Source organism: Pseudorhodoferax sp. Leaf274, from assembly GCF_001422445.1.
Taxonomy (GTDB): Bacteria; Pseudomonadota; Gammaproteobacteria; order Burkholderiales; family Burkholderiaceae_C; genus Pseudorhodoferax.
The window spans coordinates 1,112,165-1,129,721 of the sequence record NZ_LMNA01000001.1 but is presented as its reverse complement, the minus strand read 5'-3'; the positions used below and the strand labels follow the sequence as shown (position 1 = coordinate 1,129,721).

The window sequence follows — 17,557 nt, the reverse complement described above, 5'->3', positions numbered from 1 at the left end:
CGCGCCCGATTCAACGCCATGACGGTGTGTTCCGCACGGGGCCCACCGCCGTCGCCCCAGCTGCCTCCTGCTGCTGCGCGCGTCAGGCCAGCCCCAGGAACGCACGCATGCGCGCCAGCTCCTCGTCCAACGCGGCGCGGAACGCCGCCGCGCGCGGCGGCTTGCCGGCGACATAGCCGAACTGCGCCACGAGCGCACCGCCCGCCACCGACAGGTTGCCCCAGCCGATCACCTGCTCGTGCCACAGCAGTGGCAACGCGTAGTAGCCCAGCTGCCTGCGCGGCGCGGGCGTGTAGGCCTCGAAGCGGTAGGCCCAGCCCCAGAACAGCTCGAAGCGCCGGCGGTCCCACACCACGGGATCGAAGGGTGTGAGCAGGCGCACGCTGTCGTCGGGCCGCCAGCGCGCAGCGGCAGGGTTCTCGTCGGCCGGCCAGTACCAGTCCACGCCGTCGATGCGCGCGCGCGCCAGCCGCAGACGGGCACGCGCCAGCGCGGCGGCGCGTTCGGCCGCCCACTGCGGCGCGCCGCCGCGCAACAGGTGGCTGAGCAGCTGGCCCAGGCTGGCGGCCGGCAGCGGCGCGTACTTGGCCACGGTCAGGTCGATCAACGCGTCCATGCGCGCGGCGATGGCCGGGGCATCGGCGGCCTCGGTGCCGGCATCGCGCACGGCGTAGACGCGGGTGCCGCTGTCGCGCCGCTGCACGCGCAGCAGCCCGCCGTAGTGCATCGCATCGAGCAGCTGGGTGCTGGCGTTGGAGGAGCCGCCGAACCAGTTGCGCGTCTTGCCATGCGCGAACTGCGCATCGACCTCGCGCGGGTGCACGGCGCCGCGCGCGCGCACGAACTCCAGCACGGCCGCGGCCTGCACCGCCCGCTCGGGCGTGAAGGCCTGGCGCGGCGTGCGCGGATGCATGAGCGCCGCGTGCGCGCGCGGCAGGAAGCCGTAGTTGACGAAGAAGTCCTCCTCCAGCCCCAACCGCGCGTAGCGCCGCTCCAGGTCTCCGGCGCGGTAGTCGCGCACGCGGTGGCGCAGCGTGAGGTCCTGCGCACGCGCGGGCGCGCGGATCGGGTCGGCCTGCACGAAGCCCAGGCGGGCGATGGCGCGCGGCAGCGTGGTGGGCGTGAACAGCGTGCGCGCGATGGCGTGGCGGCGCAGCTGCTCCAGGGTGGGCACGGTCGGCATGGCCGCATCATGCCGTGGGACTTTCGCCGCTGCATCAGAATGAACCGGCCATGACCGACACGCAACACGCTCCCGCCACGCTGCTGGCCGAATGCACCCAGGCCTCGCTGGCTCTGCTGGAGGCCAACTGCACGCCGCACGGCGTCCTGGCCGCCAGCCGCACGCAGGCCGCCGAGGCGCGGCGCTACACGCGCATCTTCGGCCGCGACGCCGCCATCTGCGTGATGGCCATGTGCGGCAGCGGCGTGCCGGCGCTGGAGCGCGGCGCCGTCGCCAGCCTGGAGGCGCTGGCCGCGCAGCAGGCGGCCAACGGCCAGATTCCCAAATACGTGGACCCCGACGGCTTCGATGCGGACTTCTGGTACCTGGGCTGCATCGACGCCACGCTGTGGTGGCTGATCGCCGTGGACCATGTGCGCCGCCACGGCGACGTGGGCGCCACGCACTGGCAGGAGGGCGTGCAGCGCGCCATCGGCTGGCTGCTGGCGCAGGAGCACCAGCACTTCCGGCTGCTGCAGCAGAACGAGGCCAGCGACTGGGCCGACATCATGCCGCGCTCTGGCTACGTGCTCTACACGAACGCGCTGTGGTTCGAGGTCAAGCGCCGCTTCGCCCTCGACGACGCCGAGGCCACGCGGCACCACTTCAACCACCTGTTCAACCCGTTCCAGCGCGACCTGCCCGAGTACCACCGCGCGCGGCTGCTGCGCCACTATGCGCGGCGCGGCCGGCGCGATCCGGGGCTGTACCTCTCGTTCGTGAACCTCGCCGTGGTCGGCGACGAGGGCGACGTGTTCGGCAACGTGCTGGCCATGCTCTGCGGCCTGGCCGACGAGGCCATGGCCGCACGCATCGCCGACACCATTTCCACAGCGCAGGCGGACGCGCCCTACCCGGTGCGCGTGGTGCTGCACCCTCTCACGCGCCAGCACGAACTATGGCGCCGCTACATGGAGCGGCACCAGCAGAACCTCGTGCACCAGTACCACAACGGCGGCATCTGGCCCTTCGTGGGCGGCTTCTGGGCCATGGCGCTGGCGCGGCTGGGGCGTACCGACGAAGCGCGGTCGGTGCTGCTGCGGCTGGCGCAGGCCAACGCGGCGCACGGCTGGCGCTTCACCGAATGGTTCCACGGCAAGACGCTCGCGCCGCGCGGCATGCCGGGCCAGAGCTGGAACGCGGCGGGTTTCCTGCTCGCGCAGCGCATGCTCGACGGCGGGCCGGCCAGCTGGTAGCGCACACATCAGATTGCCTTCATCTGCGGCGCGTCCAATGCAGCCATGCCGCGAAACGGGTTCGCGGCAACCGCACCGAAGGAGTTGACCACCATGCGCCACCACATCGCCACCGCCACAGCCCTTGCCACCGCCTTGTTCGCAGGCGCCGCCGCACATGCCCAGCCGGCCGCCGGCTACACCGGCCCCAGCGTGGGCGCGCGGCCGGCGGCCACCGCGCAGCACGGCAGCTACAACGGCCCCAGCTCGGTGCAGCTGATGACCGTCAAGCAGCTGCTGGAGACCGGCCAGGACGACCAGCATGCGCGCCTGCAGGGCCGCATCGTCTCGCACGATGGCGGCGACAAGTACACCTTCGCCGACGACAGCGGCCGCATCACGGTGGAGATCGACGACGACCGCTTCCCGCCCGGCCAGAGCATCGGCGCCGAACAGCGCGTGGAGCTGTTCGGCGAGTTCGACAAGGGCCTGCGCAAGCGCGAGTTCGAGGTCGACCGCATCACGCTGGTGAACTGACGGCCGCGGCATGCCCTATAAACCGGGCATGCCATCCGACATCCTCGATTCCCTGGACGCCACCGGCCTCTCGCAGGCCCTGCACGCCGGCCAGCTGTCCTGCCGCGAACTGATGCAGGCCACGCTGGCCCGCATCGCCGAACGCAACCCGCGCTTCAACGCCATCGTGAGCCTGCGCGACCCCGAGGCCCTGTTGGCCGAGGCCGACGCGCACGACGCACTGCTCGCGCGCGGCCAGTCCAAGGGCTGGCTGCACGGCATTCCGCAGGCCATCAAGGACCTGTCGGCCACGGCCGGCATCGCCACCACGCAGGGCTCGCCGCTGCTGGCGCACACGGTCCCGCGCGAGGACGAGCTCATGGTCGCGCGCATCAAGGCAGCCGGCGGCATCGTCATCGGCAAGACCAACACGCCCGAGTTCGGCCTGGGCTCGCACACCTTCAACGAGGTCTTCGGCACCACGGGCAACGCCTGGGATGCAACGCGCTCGGCCGGCGGCAGCAGCGGCGGCGCGGCCGTGGCGCTGGCGCAGCGCATGCTGGCCGTGGCCGACGGCTCGGACTTCATGGGCAGCCTGCGCAACCCGGCCGGCTGGAACCACATCTTCGGCATGCGGCCCAGCCAGGGCCGCGTGCCCCAGGTGCCGGCCGCCGATGCGTGGCTCGCCCAGCTGGGCACGGCCGGGCCGATGGCGCGCACGGTGCGCGATCTGGCGCGCATGCTCGACACCCAGGCCGGCCACGACCCGCGCGCGCCGCTGTCGCTGGACGACGGTGCGCGCTTCGCCGATGCGCTGGGCCAGGCCCATCGCGCGGCCCGGCCCGCACGGATCGGCTGGCTCGGCGACCTCGGCGGCTACCTGCCGATGGAGGACGGCGTACTGGACTGCTGCGCCGCGGCGCTGCGTCGCCTCGAAGGCCTGGGCTGCGTGGTCGAGCCCACCGCACTGGGCACGGCGCCCGACCCCGTCTGGGACGCCTGGCTGGTCTGGCGCCGCGTGCTGGTGGGCGCGCGCATCGCGCCGCTGCTGGCGTTGCCGAATGCGCGCGAGCGCATCAAGCCCGAAGCGCTGTGGGAATACGAGCAGGGCCAGGGCACCAGCGCTGCGCAGTTCATGGCCGCCAGCAGCCGCCGCACGGCCTTCCACCAGCACCTGCTGGGCCTGTTCGAGCGCTACGACGTGCTGGCCCTGCCCAGTGCCCAGGTCTGGCCCTTCGAAGCCACGCAGCGCTGGCCGGCGCAGATCGCCGGCCGCAGCATGGACACCTACCACCGCTGGATGGAGGTGGTGATCTACGCCACCTTCGCCGGCCTTCCGGCGATCAGCATTCCGGCCGGCTTCGGGCAGGGCTTGCACGAAGGCCTGCCCATGGGCCTGCAGCTGATCGGCCGGCCGCGCGACGACGCCGGCGTGCTGCGTCTGGCGGCGGCCTACGAAGCGGCCGAGCAGGCGCTGCTGCGCATGGCCCCGCCACCGGCCTGAGCTACAACGCGCCGAGCCAGCAGGCGCGCTGGATGGCCGCCATCTTGTTGTCCGCGCCGAGCTTGGCCATGGCGTTGGCGATGTGGAAGTTCACCGTGCGCTCGGTGCACTCCATGCGCTCGGCGCTGGCGCGCGCGGTCAGCCCGTCGAAGGCCAGGCGCAGGCACTCCTCCTCGCGCCGCGTGAGCGGGCTCCAGGCGGCCACCAGCGCGCTGCGCAAGGTGGGCCAGAAGCCCTGGGCCAGCCACCCGAGCGTGGCCGCCTGGCTGCGCTGCTGCAGCTCGCCGGAGACGAACAGGAAGCAGTCGAAGCTGCGCCCGGCCGGCAGCCCGAAGCTGACGCGCACCACGGCCTGCAGCCCCAGTGCCAGCCAGGCCTGGCGCCACTGCGCATCCACCTCGGCCTGCGGCAGGTGCAGGGGCCGCGCCAACGGCTGCCAGAGTGCCGCCGGCATGCCGTGCCGGTGCGGGCCTTCGCCGAAATCGGGACTGCGGGCCAGTGCATACGCGGCCTGCTGCGCGCTGAGCGGGTAGACCGCCAGAACGCGGCGTTCGGACGGTGGGCCGTTCAGCTCCGGCCCCAGCACCACGATGGCGCCGACATCCTGCGCGGCGAGTGCATGCAGCCACTCGCGCAACAGGTCGATCAAGGAGCGGCTGGCAGTTCTGACAGGTAAGCGAGGGGGCATGGGAAAACCTTGCCGCGACAATACCACCGGCATTTTCCAGGGCACGCCTGCCCCCTCCCCATGAGCCTTCCGCTGTTCCATTGCCCCGGCAGTTTCTCGTTCCTGGACGACGATCCGGACTACCTCCAGATGCTGGCGCTGATGCTGCCCGGCCACTGGAACGTGCGCCTGCACACCCGCGTGGACGAATGCCTGGGCCTGCTGCAGCAGGAGTCCGCCGTCTGGGAGGACGACGCCTGGACACAGCAGCAGATCATCGACCGCTGGCGCCAGGGCGCCACGCCGCTGCTGCCCCAGGTGCTGGCCTACTGGGCCGGCCCGGCCCGCGCGCGCTACGCGTTGACGCACGCCTGCATCGTCGACTACTCCATGCCCCAGATGAACGGCCTGGATGCGCTGGCCGCGCTGAGCGACTGGCCCGGCCTGCGCGTGCTGCTGACGGGCCAGGCCGACGAGCAGGTGGCGGTCGATGCCTTCAACCGCGCACTGATCGACCAGTTCCTGCCCAAGCAGGACCCGGACGTAGGCGCGCGCCTGCTGGGTGTGCTGCGCCACATGCCGTCCAATGCCAACACGCGCGCCTCGCAGATCTGGCGCGGCACGCTGTCGCCGGTGCAGAACGCGCATCTGCGCGTGCCCTCCACCGCACGCGCGCTGCAGCAGCTGCTGGACCAGCACGGCTTCGTCGAGCATGTGGTGCTGGGCGATCCGTTCGGCATCCTTGCGCGCACCGCGGACGGCGCGGTCGGCTGGCTGCAGCTCGAACCCGTGTCCGGGCTCGAGGAACTCGAACAGCTGGCCGAATCCGCGGGCCTGGGCTCCAGCGCGCTGGCCGACATCCGGCACGGCCGCCAGCTGGTCGACCTGGAACTGGGCCAGGCCCTGGCGCTCGGCGCGCCGCCGCGGCTGCAGCCGGCCTTCCCGGTCGGGCAGGACGGTGCACTGCTCGGCGCCCTGTTCATGCTGGGCACGGCGCACAGTCTGCCGGCCGACAGCAGCTACAGCGCCTGGCTGGCGCGCCAGCCCGAGCGGCAGGTCAGGCGCTGAACCGGGCCGCGCTGCGCGCGCGGGCCTTGGCCGCCTCGTCCTCGCGGTTCTTGGGCTCGGCGCTGGTCACCAGTTGCGCGAGCAATTCGGTGGCCGTGGCGGCGACGGCCTCCACCGCACGCGCGAAGGCCTCCTCGTTGGCCTTGGACGGCACCGAGAAGCCCGACAGCTTGCGCACGAACTGCAGCGAAGCGGCACGGATCTCCAGCTCGGTGGCGGGCGGCTCGAAGTTGAACAGGGTCTTGATGCTGCGGCACATGGCAACCTCCTGCGCGTGTCAGTTCTGCCGCCAGGGCAGGCCGCGGTGGCGCCAGCCGCCCTTGCGGTTGCGGTGCGCGTCGGCATCCGGGTCGCCCTCGAAGCCTTCGAGGATGTTGTAGGCCTCGATGCCCAGTTCGGCCGCGCGCTTGGCCGCGGCCACCGAGCGCACGCCGCTGCGGCACAGCAGCAGCACCTTGCCGCCCGCGGGCACGGCCGCACGCAGCGCGCTGTCGAAGTCCGGGTTCAGCGCCATGCCGGGCCACTGCTTCCAGGCCACCGGCACGGCGCCGGGCACGAAGCCGACCCACTCGCGCTCGGCGTCGGTGCGCACGTCCACCAGCACCGCGCGGCCATCGGCGAACCACTGGGCAGCCAGCGCGGGCGAGACGTCGCCGGCATAGCCGCTGGCAGGCCGTGGCGCCGCGTCGGCCACCGCGGCCGCATGGCCCAGGCCGGACTGCAGGTTGGCCGGCACGGCCTCGTCCATGCGCTTGGGGCGCGGCAGGTTCAGCGCCTCCATGGTGGCCACGAACTCGGCCTCGCTCCTGCCGGCCACACGCGGGTTCGACCGCTTCTCGGCACCGATGGTCGAACTGGTGCGGCCCTGGTAGTCGTGGCCCGGCCAGACCACGGTGGCATCGGGCAGCGCAAACAGCACCTGCGTGATGCTGCGGTACAGCGCCTGCGCGCTGCCGGACTGGAAGTCGGTGCGGCCGCAGCCGCCGATCAGCAAGGTGTCGCCCGTGAACACGTGGCCGCGCCACAGGTAGCACATGCTGCCGGCCGTGTGGCCGGGCGTGTGCAGCACGCGCAGGCGCTCGCCGCCGAAGGCGATCTCCTCGCCGTCCTGCAGCTGCACCGAGGCGGTGGCGATGCCGCAACCGGCCGGCGCGGCGGTGCGCGCACCGGCGTGCTCGGCCAGCAGGCCGGCACTCGTCACATGGTCGGCATGGGCGTGCGTCTCCAAGGTCCAGGCCAGTTGCAACCCGCGCTCGCGCAGCAGCGCCAGGTCGCGCTCGAGCTGCGCGTCCACCGGGTCGATGATCACGGCCGCGCGCGTGGCCGGGTCGGCCAGCACATAGGTGTAGGTGCTGGAGGCGGAATCGAAGAGCTGGATGGGTTCCATGGTGCGCCAGGGTGATTGCATCTACGCCAGTGTACGTAGTGGTATTCCCTCTCGGGGACATTCCGTGTTGGCCCAGGTTGTCATATGACCCAACATCCACGCGCCTTCGCGTTCCGTTCTTTCACAACCACTGGAGACACGACCGATGACCCAAGCCAAGTCCTCTGCCGCACCGCGCCGTCGCAACCTGCTCAAGGGAGCCGCCGTGGCCGCGGGTGCCCTGTCGGCGCCCATGGTCAGCCAGGCGCAGACAACCACGCTGCGCTTCCAGAGCACCTGGCCGGCCAAGGACATCTTCCACGAGTACGCGCAGGACCTCGCCAAGAAGATCAACGACATGGCCGGCAGCCGCCTGAAGATCGACGTGCTGCCGGCCGGTGCCGTGGTGCCCGCGTTCCAGCTGCTCGACGCGGTGAGCAAGGGCACGCTCGATGGCGGCCACGGCGTGATCGCCTACTGGTACGGCAAGAACTCGGCACTGGCGCTGTGGGGCTCGGGCCCGGGTTTCGGCATGGACGCCAACATGGTGCTGGCCTGGCACAACTACGGCGGCGGCAAGGCGCTGGTCGAGGAGATCTACAAGAGCCTGAACCTCGACGTGGTCTCCTACATGTACGGCCCCATGCCCACGCAGCCGCTGGGCTGGTTCAAGAAGCCGGTGGCCAAGGCCGAGGACATGAAGGGCCTGAAGTTCCGCACCGTGGGCCTGGCGGTGGACGTGTTCACCGACATGGGTGCGGCCGTGAACCCGCTGCCCGGCGGCGAGATCGTGCCGGCGCTGGACCGCGGCCTGATCGACGCTGCCGAGTTCAACAACGCCTCGAGCGACCGCGTGCTGGGCTTTCCCGACGTGGCCAAGAACTGCATGCTGCAAAGCTTCCACCAGAGCGGCGAGCAGTTCGAGGTGCTGTTCAACAAGGCCAAGCTCGACGCATTGCCGGCCGAGCTCAAGTCCATCATCGACTACGGCGTGCAGGCCGCCAGCGCCGACATGAGCTGGAAGGCGATCGAGCGCAATTCCAGGGACTACGCCGAGCTCAAGAAGCAGGGCATCCGCTTCTACAAGACGCCCGATGCGATCCTGCGCGCGCAGCTGGCCTCGTGGGACAAGACGGTGGCCGCCAAGGCCAAGGAGAACCCGATGTTCAAGAAGGTGCTCGACTCGCAGCGCGCCTTCGCCCAGCGTGCGGGCCAGTGGCACAACGACTACACGGTCGATTTCAAGATGGCCTACAACCATTACTTCGCCGCGAAGAAGACCGGCTGATGCAGGGCTGCACGCGTGACGAGGGCGCCCTGTGCGGCGCCCTCGTCGTTCCTGGACTTGTCTCGAACGGTGCCATGCAAAAGCTACTCTTCGCGGTCGACGCGATCTCGACCTTCATCGGCAAGACCGCGGCCTGGGCCGTGGTCGGGCTCACGGTGCTGATCAGCTGGGAGGTGTTCTCGCGCTACGCGCTGAACAACCCGCACGCCTGGGTGCTGGACGCCCAGATCATGCTGTACGGCACGCTGTTCATGCTGGCCGGGGCCTACACCCTGGCCAAGAACGGCCATGTGCGCGGCGACGTGCTGTACGGCTTCTTCAGCCCGCGCGCGCAGGCTGGCGTGGACTTCACGCTCTACATCGTGTTCTTCCTGCCCGGCGTGTTCGCGATGACGTGGGCCGGATGGACCTACGCGCAGGAGTCGCTCGCGATCCGCGAGCAAACCTTCTCGGCCACGCCGCTGCCGCTGTACCCGTTCAAGTTCGTGATCCCGGTCGCGGGCGCGGCGCTGCTGCTGCAGGGCATCGCCGAGATCGCGCGCTGCGTGATCTGCCTGCGCACCGGCGCCTGGCCGCGGCGCGCCGACGACGTGCAGGAGGTGGACGTCGACAAGCTCAAGAAGATGGTGCACGTGGACGACAGCGACATCGCCGCGCTGGACCGCCAGCTCGCCGCCAAGGAAACCGCCGGAGGCAAGGCATGAGGAAGGAACTGTGGTTCGGCTTCTCCATCATGGGCGCGGTGCTGCTGTCCATCGTCTGGCTGCTGCTGGGCGTGGACCAGGTCACGCACGGCCACCAGGGTCTGTTGATGCTGTCGCTGGTGGTCATCGCCATCATGCTGGGCTTTCCCACGGCGTTCACGCTGATGGGCATGGGCATGATCTTCACCTGGCTGGCCTATGACGGCGACATCCAGCGCACGCTCGACCTCATGGTGCAGGCGGCCTACAAGAGCATGGCCAACGACGTGCTGATCGCGATCCCGCTGTTCGTGTTCATGGGCTACCTGGTCGAGCGCGCCAACCTGATCGAGAAGCTGTTCAAGAGCATGCACCTGGCGATGGCGCGCATCCCGGGCTCGCTGGGCGTGGCCACGCTGGTCACCTGCACCATCTTCGCCACGGCCACCGGCATCGTCGGCGCGGTGGTCACGCTGATGGGCCTCCTGGCGCTGCCGGCCATGCTGCGCGCGGGCTACAGCACGCCGATGGCGGCCGGCGCCATCACGGCCGGTGGCTGCCTGGGCATCCTGCTGCCGCCTTCGGTGCTGCTGATCCTGTACGGCGCGACGGCCGGCGTGTCGGTGGTGCAGCTGTACGCCGGGGCCTTCTTCCCGGGGCTGATGCTGGCTGCGCTGTACGTGGGCTACTTCGTCGTGGTGGCCAAGCTCAAGCCGCAATGGGCGCCGCCGCTGTCGGCGGCCGACCGCATGGTGCAGCTGCCGCCGCTCACGCAGGCTCTGCCGGCCGACACCGCCCAGTACGCGCCCGCGCGGCTGCTGAACGCCCTGAAGGGCAAGCGCAACGCCGACGTGCCGCTGGCCCATGTGCTGCGCCAGCTGGGCCTGGTGCTGCTGCCTGGCCTGCTGTTCGCGGTGCTAGCCACCAGCACCTGGCGCGCCGCCACCACGGTGCAGATCGAGGCCGAATACGACATCCCGCAGATCGGCATGGAGAGCGGCAGCGCAGCGCCCAGCGCGGGCGGCCTGGCGGACCCCCCGGTCGAAGGCGGGCTGCAGGAGCCACCGGCCGAGGACGGGCTGCAGGAGCCGCCCGTCGAAGGCGGCGTGCAGGCGCCGCCCGGTGCACTGGCCGAGCCGCCGGGCAGCGAACCGGCGCCCGCCGCTGCGGCCACGCCATCCGTGGCCGCGCCCCCGGCCGCCGCCGCGGCCGAGCCCCTGGCCCGCCAGGCGGCGCCGACCTGGTGGTGGGTGGGCTTTGCCGTGCTGGGCGCGGCGGTGGCCTGCTTCTACCTGTTCCTGAGCTTCGCGCGGCTCGAGATCTTCAAGATGCTGCTGGCCTCGTTCTTCCCGCTGCTGGTGCTGATCCTGGCGGTGCTGGGCTCCATCGTGTTCGGCCTGACCACACCGACCGAGGCGGCCGCCATGGGCGCGCTGGGCGGCTTCCTGCTGGCCGCGGCGTACCGGCGCCTGAGCATGGGCGTGGTCAAGGAATCGGTCTACCTCACTGCCAAGACCTCGGCCATGGTGTGCTGGCTGTTCGTCGGCTCGGCCATCTTCTCGGCCGCGTTCGCGCTCCTGGGCGGGCAGGAACTCATCGAGAAGTGGGTGCTGTCCATGAACCTCTCCAAGGTGGAGTTCATGGTGCTGTCGCAGATCGTGATCTTCCTGCTCGGCTGGCCGCTGGAGTGGACCGAGATCATCGTGATCTTCATGCCCATCTTCATCCCGCTGCTGGACCACTTCGGCGTGGACCCGCTGTTCTTCGGCCTGCTGGTGGCGCTGAACCTGCAGACCGCCTTCCTGTCGCCTCCGGTGGCGATGTCGGCCTTCTACCTGAAGGGCGTGGCGCCGCCGCACGTGACGCTGAACCAGATCTTCCTGGGCATGATCCCGTTCATGGGCATCCAGATCCTGGCCATCGTGCTGCTGTACCTCTGGCCGGACATCGGCCTGTGGTTGCCCCAGACTCTGTACGGACGCTGACAGGCCCGCGCGCACCTTGCTGCAAAAATGGCCCCAAGGAGGCCCATCCATGTTCAAGGCCCTGGTGATCGAGAAGGACGCCGCCGGCTACCGCGCCGGCGTGCAGCAGGTGGACGACAGCACACTGCCCGCGGGCGAGGTGCTGGTGCGCGTGGAGTACTCCACCATCAACTACAAGGATGGCCTGGCCATCACCGGCAAGTCGCCGGTGGTGCGCAGCTTTCCGCTGCATGCCGGCATCGACTTCGCGGGCGTGGTCGAGGCCAGCGAGGATGCCCGCTTCAAGGCCGGCGACCGCGTGGTGCTGAACGGCTGGGGCGTGGGCGAGACGCACAGCGGCGGCCTGGCGCAGAAGGCCCGCGTGAAGGCCGACTGGCTGGTGCCGCTGCCAGAGGGCCTGACGACGCGCCAGGCCATGGCCATCGGCACGGCCGGCTACACCGCCATGCTGTGCGTGCTGGCGCTGGAGCGCCACGGCCTCGTGCCCGGCATGGGCGATGTGCTGGTCACGGGCGCCAACGGCGGCGTGGGCAGCGTGGCGATCGTGCTGCTGGCCGGGCTGGGCCACCGCGTCGTGGCGTCGACCGGCCGCACCGGCGAGGCCGCCTACCTGCAGGGCCTGGGCGCGGCCGAGGTCATCGACCGCGCCGAACTCTCCGCGCCCGGCAAGCCGCTGGGCAAGGAGCGCTGGGCCGCGGTGGTCGATTCGGTCGGCAGCTACACGCTGGCCAACGCCTGCGCCACCACGCGCTATGGCGGCGCCGTGGCGGCCTGCGGGCTGGCCCAGGGCATGGACTTTCCGGCCAGCGTGGCGCCGTTCATCCTGCGCGGCATCACGCTCTACGGCATCGACAGCGTGATGGCCAGGCCTTCGGTGCGCATGCCGGCCTGGGAGCGGCTGGCGCGCGACCTGGACCTGGCCAGGCTGGACACGATCACCACCGAGATCGGGTTGGAAGAGGCCGTGCAGGCCGGTGCCGACATCCTGGCCGGCAGCGTGCGCGGCCGGCTGGTGGTGGACGTCAATCGCTGAACGGCTCCTGGCGCGCCGGCGGGACCGTCGCGCGGCCCAGCGCCATCACCAGGGCGCAGCCCAGCGCGAAGAGGAGCGCGCCGAACGGCGGCTCCGGCATGTGCCAGCCGAACGCGGCGGCCGGCACCTCTGGCAGCAACACGACCGCCGCCGTGGCGCTGGCGAACAGCATCAGGCAGCAGACGGAAACAAGACGGGTGAAGGACATCCGGCGATGAAACCACCATTGCACCCGCCTGCCATCTGCAAGATGGTGGAAGTTATGTGTTTTCACTGCCGGCATGACCGCAGTCACCCTGCCAGCCAGCGCGCCGGCACGGTCACCAGCGCCGGGAACGCCACCATCACGAACATGATGGCGAACTCCGCCGCCATGAACGGCAGCACCCCGCGCGTGACATCGTCCATGCGCATGCGCGCCACGCCGGCCACCACGTTGAGCACCGTGCCCACCGGCGGCGTGACCAGGCCGATCGAGTTGTTGATGATGAACATCACGCCGAAGTAGACCGGGTCGATGCCCGCCGCCTGCACCACCGGCATCAGCACCGGCGTGAGGATCAGGATGGTGGGCGTCATGTCCATGGCCGTGCCGACGAGCATCACCAGCACCATGATGGCGAACATGAGCAGGATGGGGCTGTCCAGGAAGGGCCGCAGCAGGTCGACCACCGCGGCCGGCAGGTTGGCCACCGTGATCAGCCAGGCGCTGACCATGGCGGCGGCGATCAGGAACATCACCACCGCGCTGGTCTTGGCCGAGCTCACGAACACGCCGTACAGCTGCGAGGGCTTGAGCTCGCGGTAGACGACGGTCGCCACGAACAGCGCATAGACCGCCGCCACCACGCCCGCCTCGGTCGGCGTGAACACGCCCATGCGCAGGCCCACCAGGATGATGACGGGCAGCAGCAGCGCCCAGGTGGCCTCGCGTGCCGTGCGCAGCACCTCCGCCATGGGCTTGCGCGGCGGCGGCACGATGGCCTCGCGCCGCACCAGCCAGGCCCAAGTGATCCACAGCGCGCCGCCGATCAACAGGCCCGGCACGATGGCCGCGAGGAACAGCTTGGAGATCGACACGTTGGCCGCCACGCCGAAGATCACCAGGCCGATGGACGGCGGGATCACCGGCCCGATCACGCCGATGGAGGCGATCAGCCCGCTGGCGCGCACCTTGTCGTGGCCGGCCTGCACCATCATCGGCAGCAGCAGCGCCGTGAGCGCGGCGGCATCGGCCACAGCGGAGCCCGACAGCGCCGACAGCAGGCAGCCCGCCATGATGGCCACGTAGCCCAGCCCGCCCTTGACGTGGCCGACCAGGGCCAGCGCCAGGTTCACGATGCGGCGCGACAGGCCGCCCACGTTCATGACCTCGCCGGCCAGCATGAAGAAGGGCACGGCCAGCAGCGGGAAGCTGTCGGCGCCGCCGACCAGGTTCTGCGCGAGGATCTGCGCGTCGAACAGGTCCAGGTGCCACATCAGCGCCACGCCCGAGGCCAGCAGCGCGAACGCGATCGGGATGCCCAGCGCCATCGCGCCCAGCAGGGCGCCGCCAAAGACCAGCAGCGTCATCGCACCAACTCCTTGCCGGCCTGCGCGTCGGCCAGCACCTGGCGCAGCTGCGTGGCCTCTTCGGACTCTTGCACCATCACGAGCTCGTCGTCGCGCAGGCGCCCGGCCAGCACGCGCACCAGGTCCAGCAGCAGCAGGCCGCCGGCCAGCACCGAGAACACCAGGCTGGCGCCGGCCACCCAGGCCATGGACCAGCCGGTGGTGGGCGCGGTCACGTCCCAGTTGATCTTGGTCTGCTCCAGGCTGCCCTGGAACAGCAGCACCACGATGAACAGCATCAGCGCATGGCCGATGACGAGGCAGGCGCGCTTGCCCCAGGCCGGCAGGCGGGCGACCACCATGTCCACGCCCAGGTGGCCGCGCTCGCGCAGCGCCACCACGGCGCCCAGGAAGGTGGCCCAGATGAACAGCCAGCGCGAGACCTCTTCCGACACCGTGATGCCGGTGTTGAAGCCGTAGCGCAGCACCACGTTGCCGAACACCAGCACCACCATGGTGGCCAGCGCGAGCGCGATGAGGCCTTCGAGCCCTCTGCAGAGCCCGTCGATCATGCGGTTCATGGGACTCAGCCCTTGGCTGCCGACGCCAGCGACACCACGCCGCGCAGGCCCAGCAGGTACGACTGCGGGCCCAGGCCCTGGATCGTGCCCTTCACGGCCGGCGAGATGATGGAGTGCGCACGCCAGGCCTCGCGCGCGGCGATGTTGGACATGTGGATCTCCAGCACCGGGAACGGCATGGCCTTGATCGCGTCGTGCAGCGGCACGCCGTGCTGCGTGAGGCCGGCCGGGTTGACCAGCGCGCCGGCCGCGGTGTCGATGTGCGCGTGCAGGAAGTCGATCAGCGCGCCCTCGTGGTTGGACTGCAGCGTCGCCAGCTCGACGCCGAGCTCGCCGGCCAGCGCGGCCAGTTGCTCGTTGATCTGCGCCAGCGTGGTGGTGCCGTAGATGTGGGGTTCGCGCCGGCCGAACAGGTTCAGGTTGGGGCCGTGCAGGACGAGGATCTTCATTTTTTCTTGTTCCGGAAATCGCGGGTTGCCTTACTTGCGGACCTTGGCCAGCTCGTCGTTGTAGAGCTTGACGATGGCCGGGTCGTAGCTGCTGGCGAACTTCTCCAGCACCGGCTTGACGATGGCACCCATGCGGGCCTGCTCGGCCGGGGCGATGGTGTTGTACTGCATGCCCTTGGCCTGCAGCTCGCCCACGGCCTTCTGCGCCGCGGCGCGGCTGACCTGGCGCTGGTAACCGCGCGCCTCGGCGGCGGCCTCGTTCATGGCCTTCTGCTCGGCCGGCGACAGCTTGTCCCAGAAGCGCTTGCTGACCAGCACGATGTTGGCCGCGTACACGTGGTTGGTGGCGCTGACGAACTTGTTCACCTCGAAGAACTTGTTCGACAGGATCACCGCGAAGGGGTTCTCCTGGCCGTCCACGGCCTTGGCCTCCAGCGCGCCGTACAGCTCGGCGAAGGGCATGGGCACGGGGTTGGCCTTGAACGCCTTGAACGATTCGAGGAACACCGGGTTCGGGATCACACGCAGCTTGAGGCCCTCCAGGTCCTCGGCCTTGGCGATGGCGCGCTTGCTGTTGGTCACGTTGCGAAAGCCCAGGTCCCAGTAGCCCAGCGCCACCAGGCCCTTCTCGGGCAGCCTGGCGATCAGCGCCTGGCCCAGCGGGCCGTCGAGCAGCGCATCGGCCTGCTCGAAGTTGGACACCGCGAACGGGAAGTCGATGAGGCCGAACTCCTTGACGATGCCGGCCAGCGAGGTGGTGGCCGGGGCCGACATCTCCTGCACGCCGCCCTGCAGCGCGGACTGCTGCTGCATCTCGTTGCCGAGCTGGTTGGACGGGAACTCCTGCACCTTGAACTTGCCGCCGGTCTTGGCCGCCAGCAGCTCGGAGAAGCGCTTCACGCCGAAGCTCACGGGGTGGTCGGTGTTGTTCAGGTGGCCGAACTTGATGGTGCGTTCCTGGATGTCCTGGGCCAGGGCCGCCGTGGCGGACAGGGCGAGCACGGCAGTGGCCAAAGCGCAGCGGATCAGGGGTTTCACGTTGTGTCCTCTCGGGGGATGGGTGTGGTGGTCGGTCCCGGGATGCTAAATTTTTAGGAAATCTTTTCCATTAAGGAAAACCCTTCCATTCAGAAAAGCACTTCCGCTCAACAATCCGCCGCATGGCAAGCACGTTGGAACGCTCCCTGACCATCCTGGAATACCTCGCCCTGCGGCCGACGGGCAAGACCCTGTCGACCATGTCGGAAGAGCTGGCGCTGCCGCTGTCGGCCTGCCACCGGCTGCTGAGCGACCTGGTGCGCTGCGGCTATGTGCGCCAGACGCGCGAGCACGGCGACTACGCGCTGACCACCAAGCTGGCCGCGCTGGGCCTGTCCTACCTGGGCGGCTCGGGCATTGTCGAGGTCGCGCAGCCCATCATCGACCGGCTGGCCGAGACCAGCGGCGAGCTCGTGCGCCTGGCCATCGTCGACGGCGACCGCCTGACCTTCGTCGCCAAGGCCCAGGGCGCGCGCTTCGGCCTGCGCTACGACCCCGACATGGGCGTGGACGTGCGGCTGTCGTGCAGCGCCGCCGGCCATGCCTGGCTCATGACGCTGACCGAGGAACGCGCACTGGAGCTGATCGTGCGCCAGGGCTTCGGCGCGCCGCACGACTACGGGCCGCGCGCACCGACCGGCTGGAAGGCCGTGGTCGACCTGCTGGCGCAGGACCGCGCGCGCGGCGTGTCGCAGATGCACGAGATGTACGCGCCGGGCATGAGCGCCATGGCGGCACCGGTGCGCCGGCCCGGCGAGGCCGCCACGGGCGTGATCACGGTCGCCGGGCCGGCCATCCGCCTTACCGAACCGCGCATGCGCGAACTGGGCGCACCGCTGCTGGCCGCCGCCGAAGAGCTGGCACTGGCCACGGCGGCCTCGCCGATCCTGGCGCGCCGGCCGGCCGCGGCCCCGCCGGGCGCCGCGCGGTGAACGCGGCTACGCCGCGGCAGCCCATGGCCAGCCCTTGCGCATTCCAGGAGACCTTCGCGATGCCACCCGCCCCGCCCCTGCGCCGCCGTGCGCGCGGCTTCACCCTGCTCGAACTGCTCGTCGTGATGGTCATCATCGGCCTGCTGGCCGCCTACGTGGCACCGCGCTACTTCTCGCAGGTCGGCAAGTCCGAGGTGCGCGCCGCGCAGGCGCAGATCGCCGCGCTGACCAGCGCGCTCAACACCTACCGGCTCGACGTGGGCCAGTACCCCAGCGACGAGCAGGGCCTGGCCGCGCTCACCGCGCGCCCCACGGGCGTGGCCCGCTGGGACGGCCCCTACCTGCAGAAGGGCGTGCCGCCGGACCCCTGGGGCCGGCCCTACCTCTACAAGTCGCCCGGCCAGCATGGCGAGTTCGACCTGTACTCGCTGGGCAAGGACGGCCAGGCCGGCGGCAGCGGCGACGCCGCCGACGTGACCAGCTGGTAGCCGGGCCGCGC

19 protein-coding genes and 1 pseudogene are annotated in these 17,557 nt (G+C 70.5%); 10 read left to right on the top strand and 10 right to left on the bottom strand.

Features of this window, described 5'->3' with window-relative positions; all coding sequences use genetic code 11:
* Nucleotides 1–82: 82 nt before the first annotated feature.
* Nucleotides 83–1,183 (bottom strand): DNA glycosylase AlkZ-like family protein, encoded by a 1,101-nt coding sequence (locus ASF44_RS05135; protein ID WP_056898032.1) that lies wholly within the window; start codon nt 1,181–1,183, stop codon nt 83–85.
* 50 nt (nt 1,184–1,233) lie between these two features.
* Between ASF44_RS05135 and ASF44_RS05130 the strand changes: the two genes are divergently transcribed.
* The 3 genes from ASF44_RS05130 to ASF44_RS05120 all read left to right on the top strand — a co-directional run bounded on the left by ASF44_RS05130 (nt 1,234) and on the right by ASF44_RS05120 (nt 4,417).
* The gene (locus ASF44_RS05130; protein WP_056898031.1) at nt 1,234–2,418 is read left to right on the top strand and encodes an amylo-alpha-1,6-glucosidase; all 1,185 of its coding nucleotides are present in this window, start codon (nt 1,234–1,236) and stop codon (nt 2,416–2,418) included.
* A 93-nt stretch (nt 2,419–2,511) separates the two neighbouring features.
* On the top strand, nt 2,512–2,934 hold the full coding sequence (locus tag ASF44_RS05125; protein WP_056898030.1) for a YgiW/YdeI family stress tolerance OB fold protein: 423 nt from the start codon (nt 2,512–2,514) through the stop codon (nt 2,932–2,934).
* 28 nt (nt 2,935–2,962) lie between these two features.
* Nucleotides 2,963–4,417: an amidase gene (locus tag ASF44_RS05120; RefSeq protein ID WP_200930552.1), complete on the top strand. Its 1,455-nt coding sequence runs from the start codon at nt 2,963–2,965 to the stop codon at nt 4,415–4,417.
* A gap of 1 nt (nt 4,418) precedes the next feature.
* On the opposite strand, the gene ASF44_RS05115 is transcribed toward ASF44_RS05120, so the two are convergent.
* Nucleotides 4,419–5,066: a helix-turn-helix transcriptional regulator gene (locus ASF44_RS05115; RefSeq protein WP_056898028.1), complete on the bottom strand. Its 648-nt coding sequence runs from the start codon at nt 5,064–5,066 to the stop codon at nt 4,419–4,421.
* Nucleotides 5,067–5,165: 99 nt separating this feature from the next.
* Here ASF44_RS05115 and ASF44_RS05110 point away from each other — a divergent pair, with 99 nt between their 5' ends.
* Entirely contained in the window at nt 5,166–6,152 is a 987-nt protein-coding gene (locus ASF44_RS05110; RefSeq protein ID WP_056898027.1) for a response regulator transcription factor, read from the top strand.
* Here ASF44_RS05110 and ASF44_RS05105 read toward each other — a convergent pair.
* The 3 genes and pseudogenes from ASF44_RS05105 to ASF44_RS32785 all read right to left on the bottom strand — a co-directional run.
* A complete protein-coding gene (locus ASF44_RS05105; RefSeq protein ID WP_056898026.1) occupies nt 6,142–6,411 on the bottom strand; it encodes a DUF2277 domain-containing protein in 270 nt (89 codons plus the stop codon). The genes ASF44_RS05110 and ASF44_RS05105 overlap by 11 nt on opposite strands.
* A gap of 18 nt (nt 6,412–6,429) precedes the next feature.
* On the bottom strand, nt 6,430–6,918 hold the full coding sequence (locus ASF44_RS32790) for a rhodanese-like domain-containing protein (protein WP_369820902.1): 489 nt from the start codon (nt 6,916–6,918) through the stop codon (nt 6,430–6,432).
* Between the two features lie 120 nt (nt 6,919–7,038).
* Nucleotides 7,039–7,539 (bottom strand): annotated as a pseudogene (locus tag ASF44_RS32785) (MBL fold metallo-hydrolase); the annotation flags it as partial.
* 145 nt (nt 7,540–7,684) lie between these two features.
* Here ASF44_RS32785 and ASF44_RS05095 point away from each other — a divergent pair.
* From ASF44_RS05095 to ASF44_RS05080, 4 genes are all read left to right on the top strand, one after another.
* Nucleotides 7,685–8,806, top strand: a complete 1,122-nt coding sequence (locus tag ASF44_RS05095; protein WP_056898024.1) for a TRAP transporter substrate-binding protein — start codon at nt 7,685–7,687, stop codon at nt 8,804–8,806.
* Between the two features lie 74 nt (nt 8,807–8,880).
* Nucleotides 8,881–9,510, top strand: a complete 630-nt coding sequence (locus ASF44_RS05090; protein WP_056898023.1) for a TRAP transporter small permease subunit — start codon at nt 8,881–8,883, stop codon at nt 9,508–9,510.
* Complete coding sequence (locus ASF44_RS05085) at nt 9,507–11,474, top strand: TRAP transporter large permease subunit (RefSeq protein ID WP_056898022.1); 1,968 nt, start codon at nt 9,507–9,509, stop codon at nt 11,472–11,474. The genes ASF44_RS05090 and ASF44_RS05085 overlap by 4 nt, the downstream gene beginning before the upstream one ends.
* Before the next feature lie 49 nt (nt 11,475–11,523).
* Nucleotides 11,524–12,507, top strand: a complete 984-nt coding sequence (locus ASF44_RS05080; protein WP_056898021.1) for an MDR family oxidoreductase — start codon at nt 11,524–11,526, stop codon at nt 12,505–12,507.
* Here ASF44_RS05080 and ASF44_RS31515 read toward each other — a convergent pair.
* Genes ASF44_RS31515 through ASF44_RS05055 form a run of 5 tightly spaced genes read right to left on the bottom strand, consistent with a single transcriptional unit; the run spans nt 12,497 to nt 16,126 of the window.
* Complete coding sequence (locus ASF44_RS31515) at nt 12,497–12,790, bottom strand: hypothetical protein (RefSeq protein WP_156374350.1); 294 nt, start codon at nt 12,788–12,790, stop codon at nt 12,497–12,499. The genes ASF44_RS05080 and ASF44_RS31515 overlap by 11 nt on opposite strands.
* A gap of 8 nt (nt 12,791–12,798) precedes the next feature.
* The gene (locus ASF44_RS05070; RefSeq protein ID WP_056898019.1) at nt 12,799–14,079 is read right to left on the bottom strand and encodes a TRAP transporter large permease; all 1,281 of its coding nucleotides are present in this window, start codon (nt 14,077–14,079) and stop codon (nt 12,799–12,801) included.
* Nucleotides 14,076–14,639, bottom strand: coding sequence for a TRAP transporter small permease (locus tag ASF44_RS05065; RefSeq protein ID WP_056898018.1), 564 nt, complete (start codon nt 14,637–14,639; stop codon nt 14,076–14,078). The genes ASF44_RS05070 and ASF44_RS05065 overlap by 4 nt, the downstream gene beginning before the upstream one ends.
* A gap of 5 nt (nt 14,640–14,644) precedes the next feature.
* Nucleotides 14,645–15,088 (bottom strand): type II 3-dehydroquinate dehydratase, encoded by a 444-nt coding sequence (locus ASF44_RS05060; RefSeq protein ID WP_056898017.1) that lies wholly within the window; start codon nt 15,086–15,088, stop codon nt 14,645–14,647.
* Between the two features lie 30 nt (nt 15,089–15,118).
* The gene (locus ASF44_RS05055; RefSeq protein ID WP_056898016.1) at nt 15,119–16,126 is read right to left on the bottom strand and encodes a TRAP transporter substrate-binding protein; all 1,008 of its coding nucleotides are present in this window, start codon (nt 16,124–16,126) and stop codon (nt 15,119–15,121) included.
* A 122-nt stretch (nt 16,127–16,248) separates the two neighbouring features.
* On the opposite strand from ASF44_RS05055, the gene ASF44_RS05050 reads away from it, so the two are divergent.
* Nucleotides 16,249–17,058 (top strand): IclR family transcriptional regulator, encoded by an 810-nt coding sequence (locus tag ASF44_RS05050; protein WP_056898015.1) that lies wholly within the window; start codon nt 16,249–16,251, stop codon nt 17,056–17,058.
* A 59-nt stretch (nt 17,059–17,117) separates the two neighbouring features.
* Complete coding sequence (gene gspG / locus ASF44_RS05045) at nt 17,118–17,546, top strand: type II secretion system major pseudopilin GspG (RefSeq protein WP_056898014.1); 429 nt, start codon at nt 17,118–17,120, stop codon at nt 17,544–17,546.
* Nucleotides 17,547–17,557: the final 11 nt, after the last annotated feature.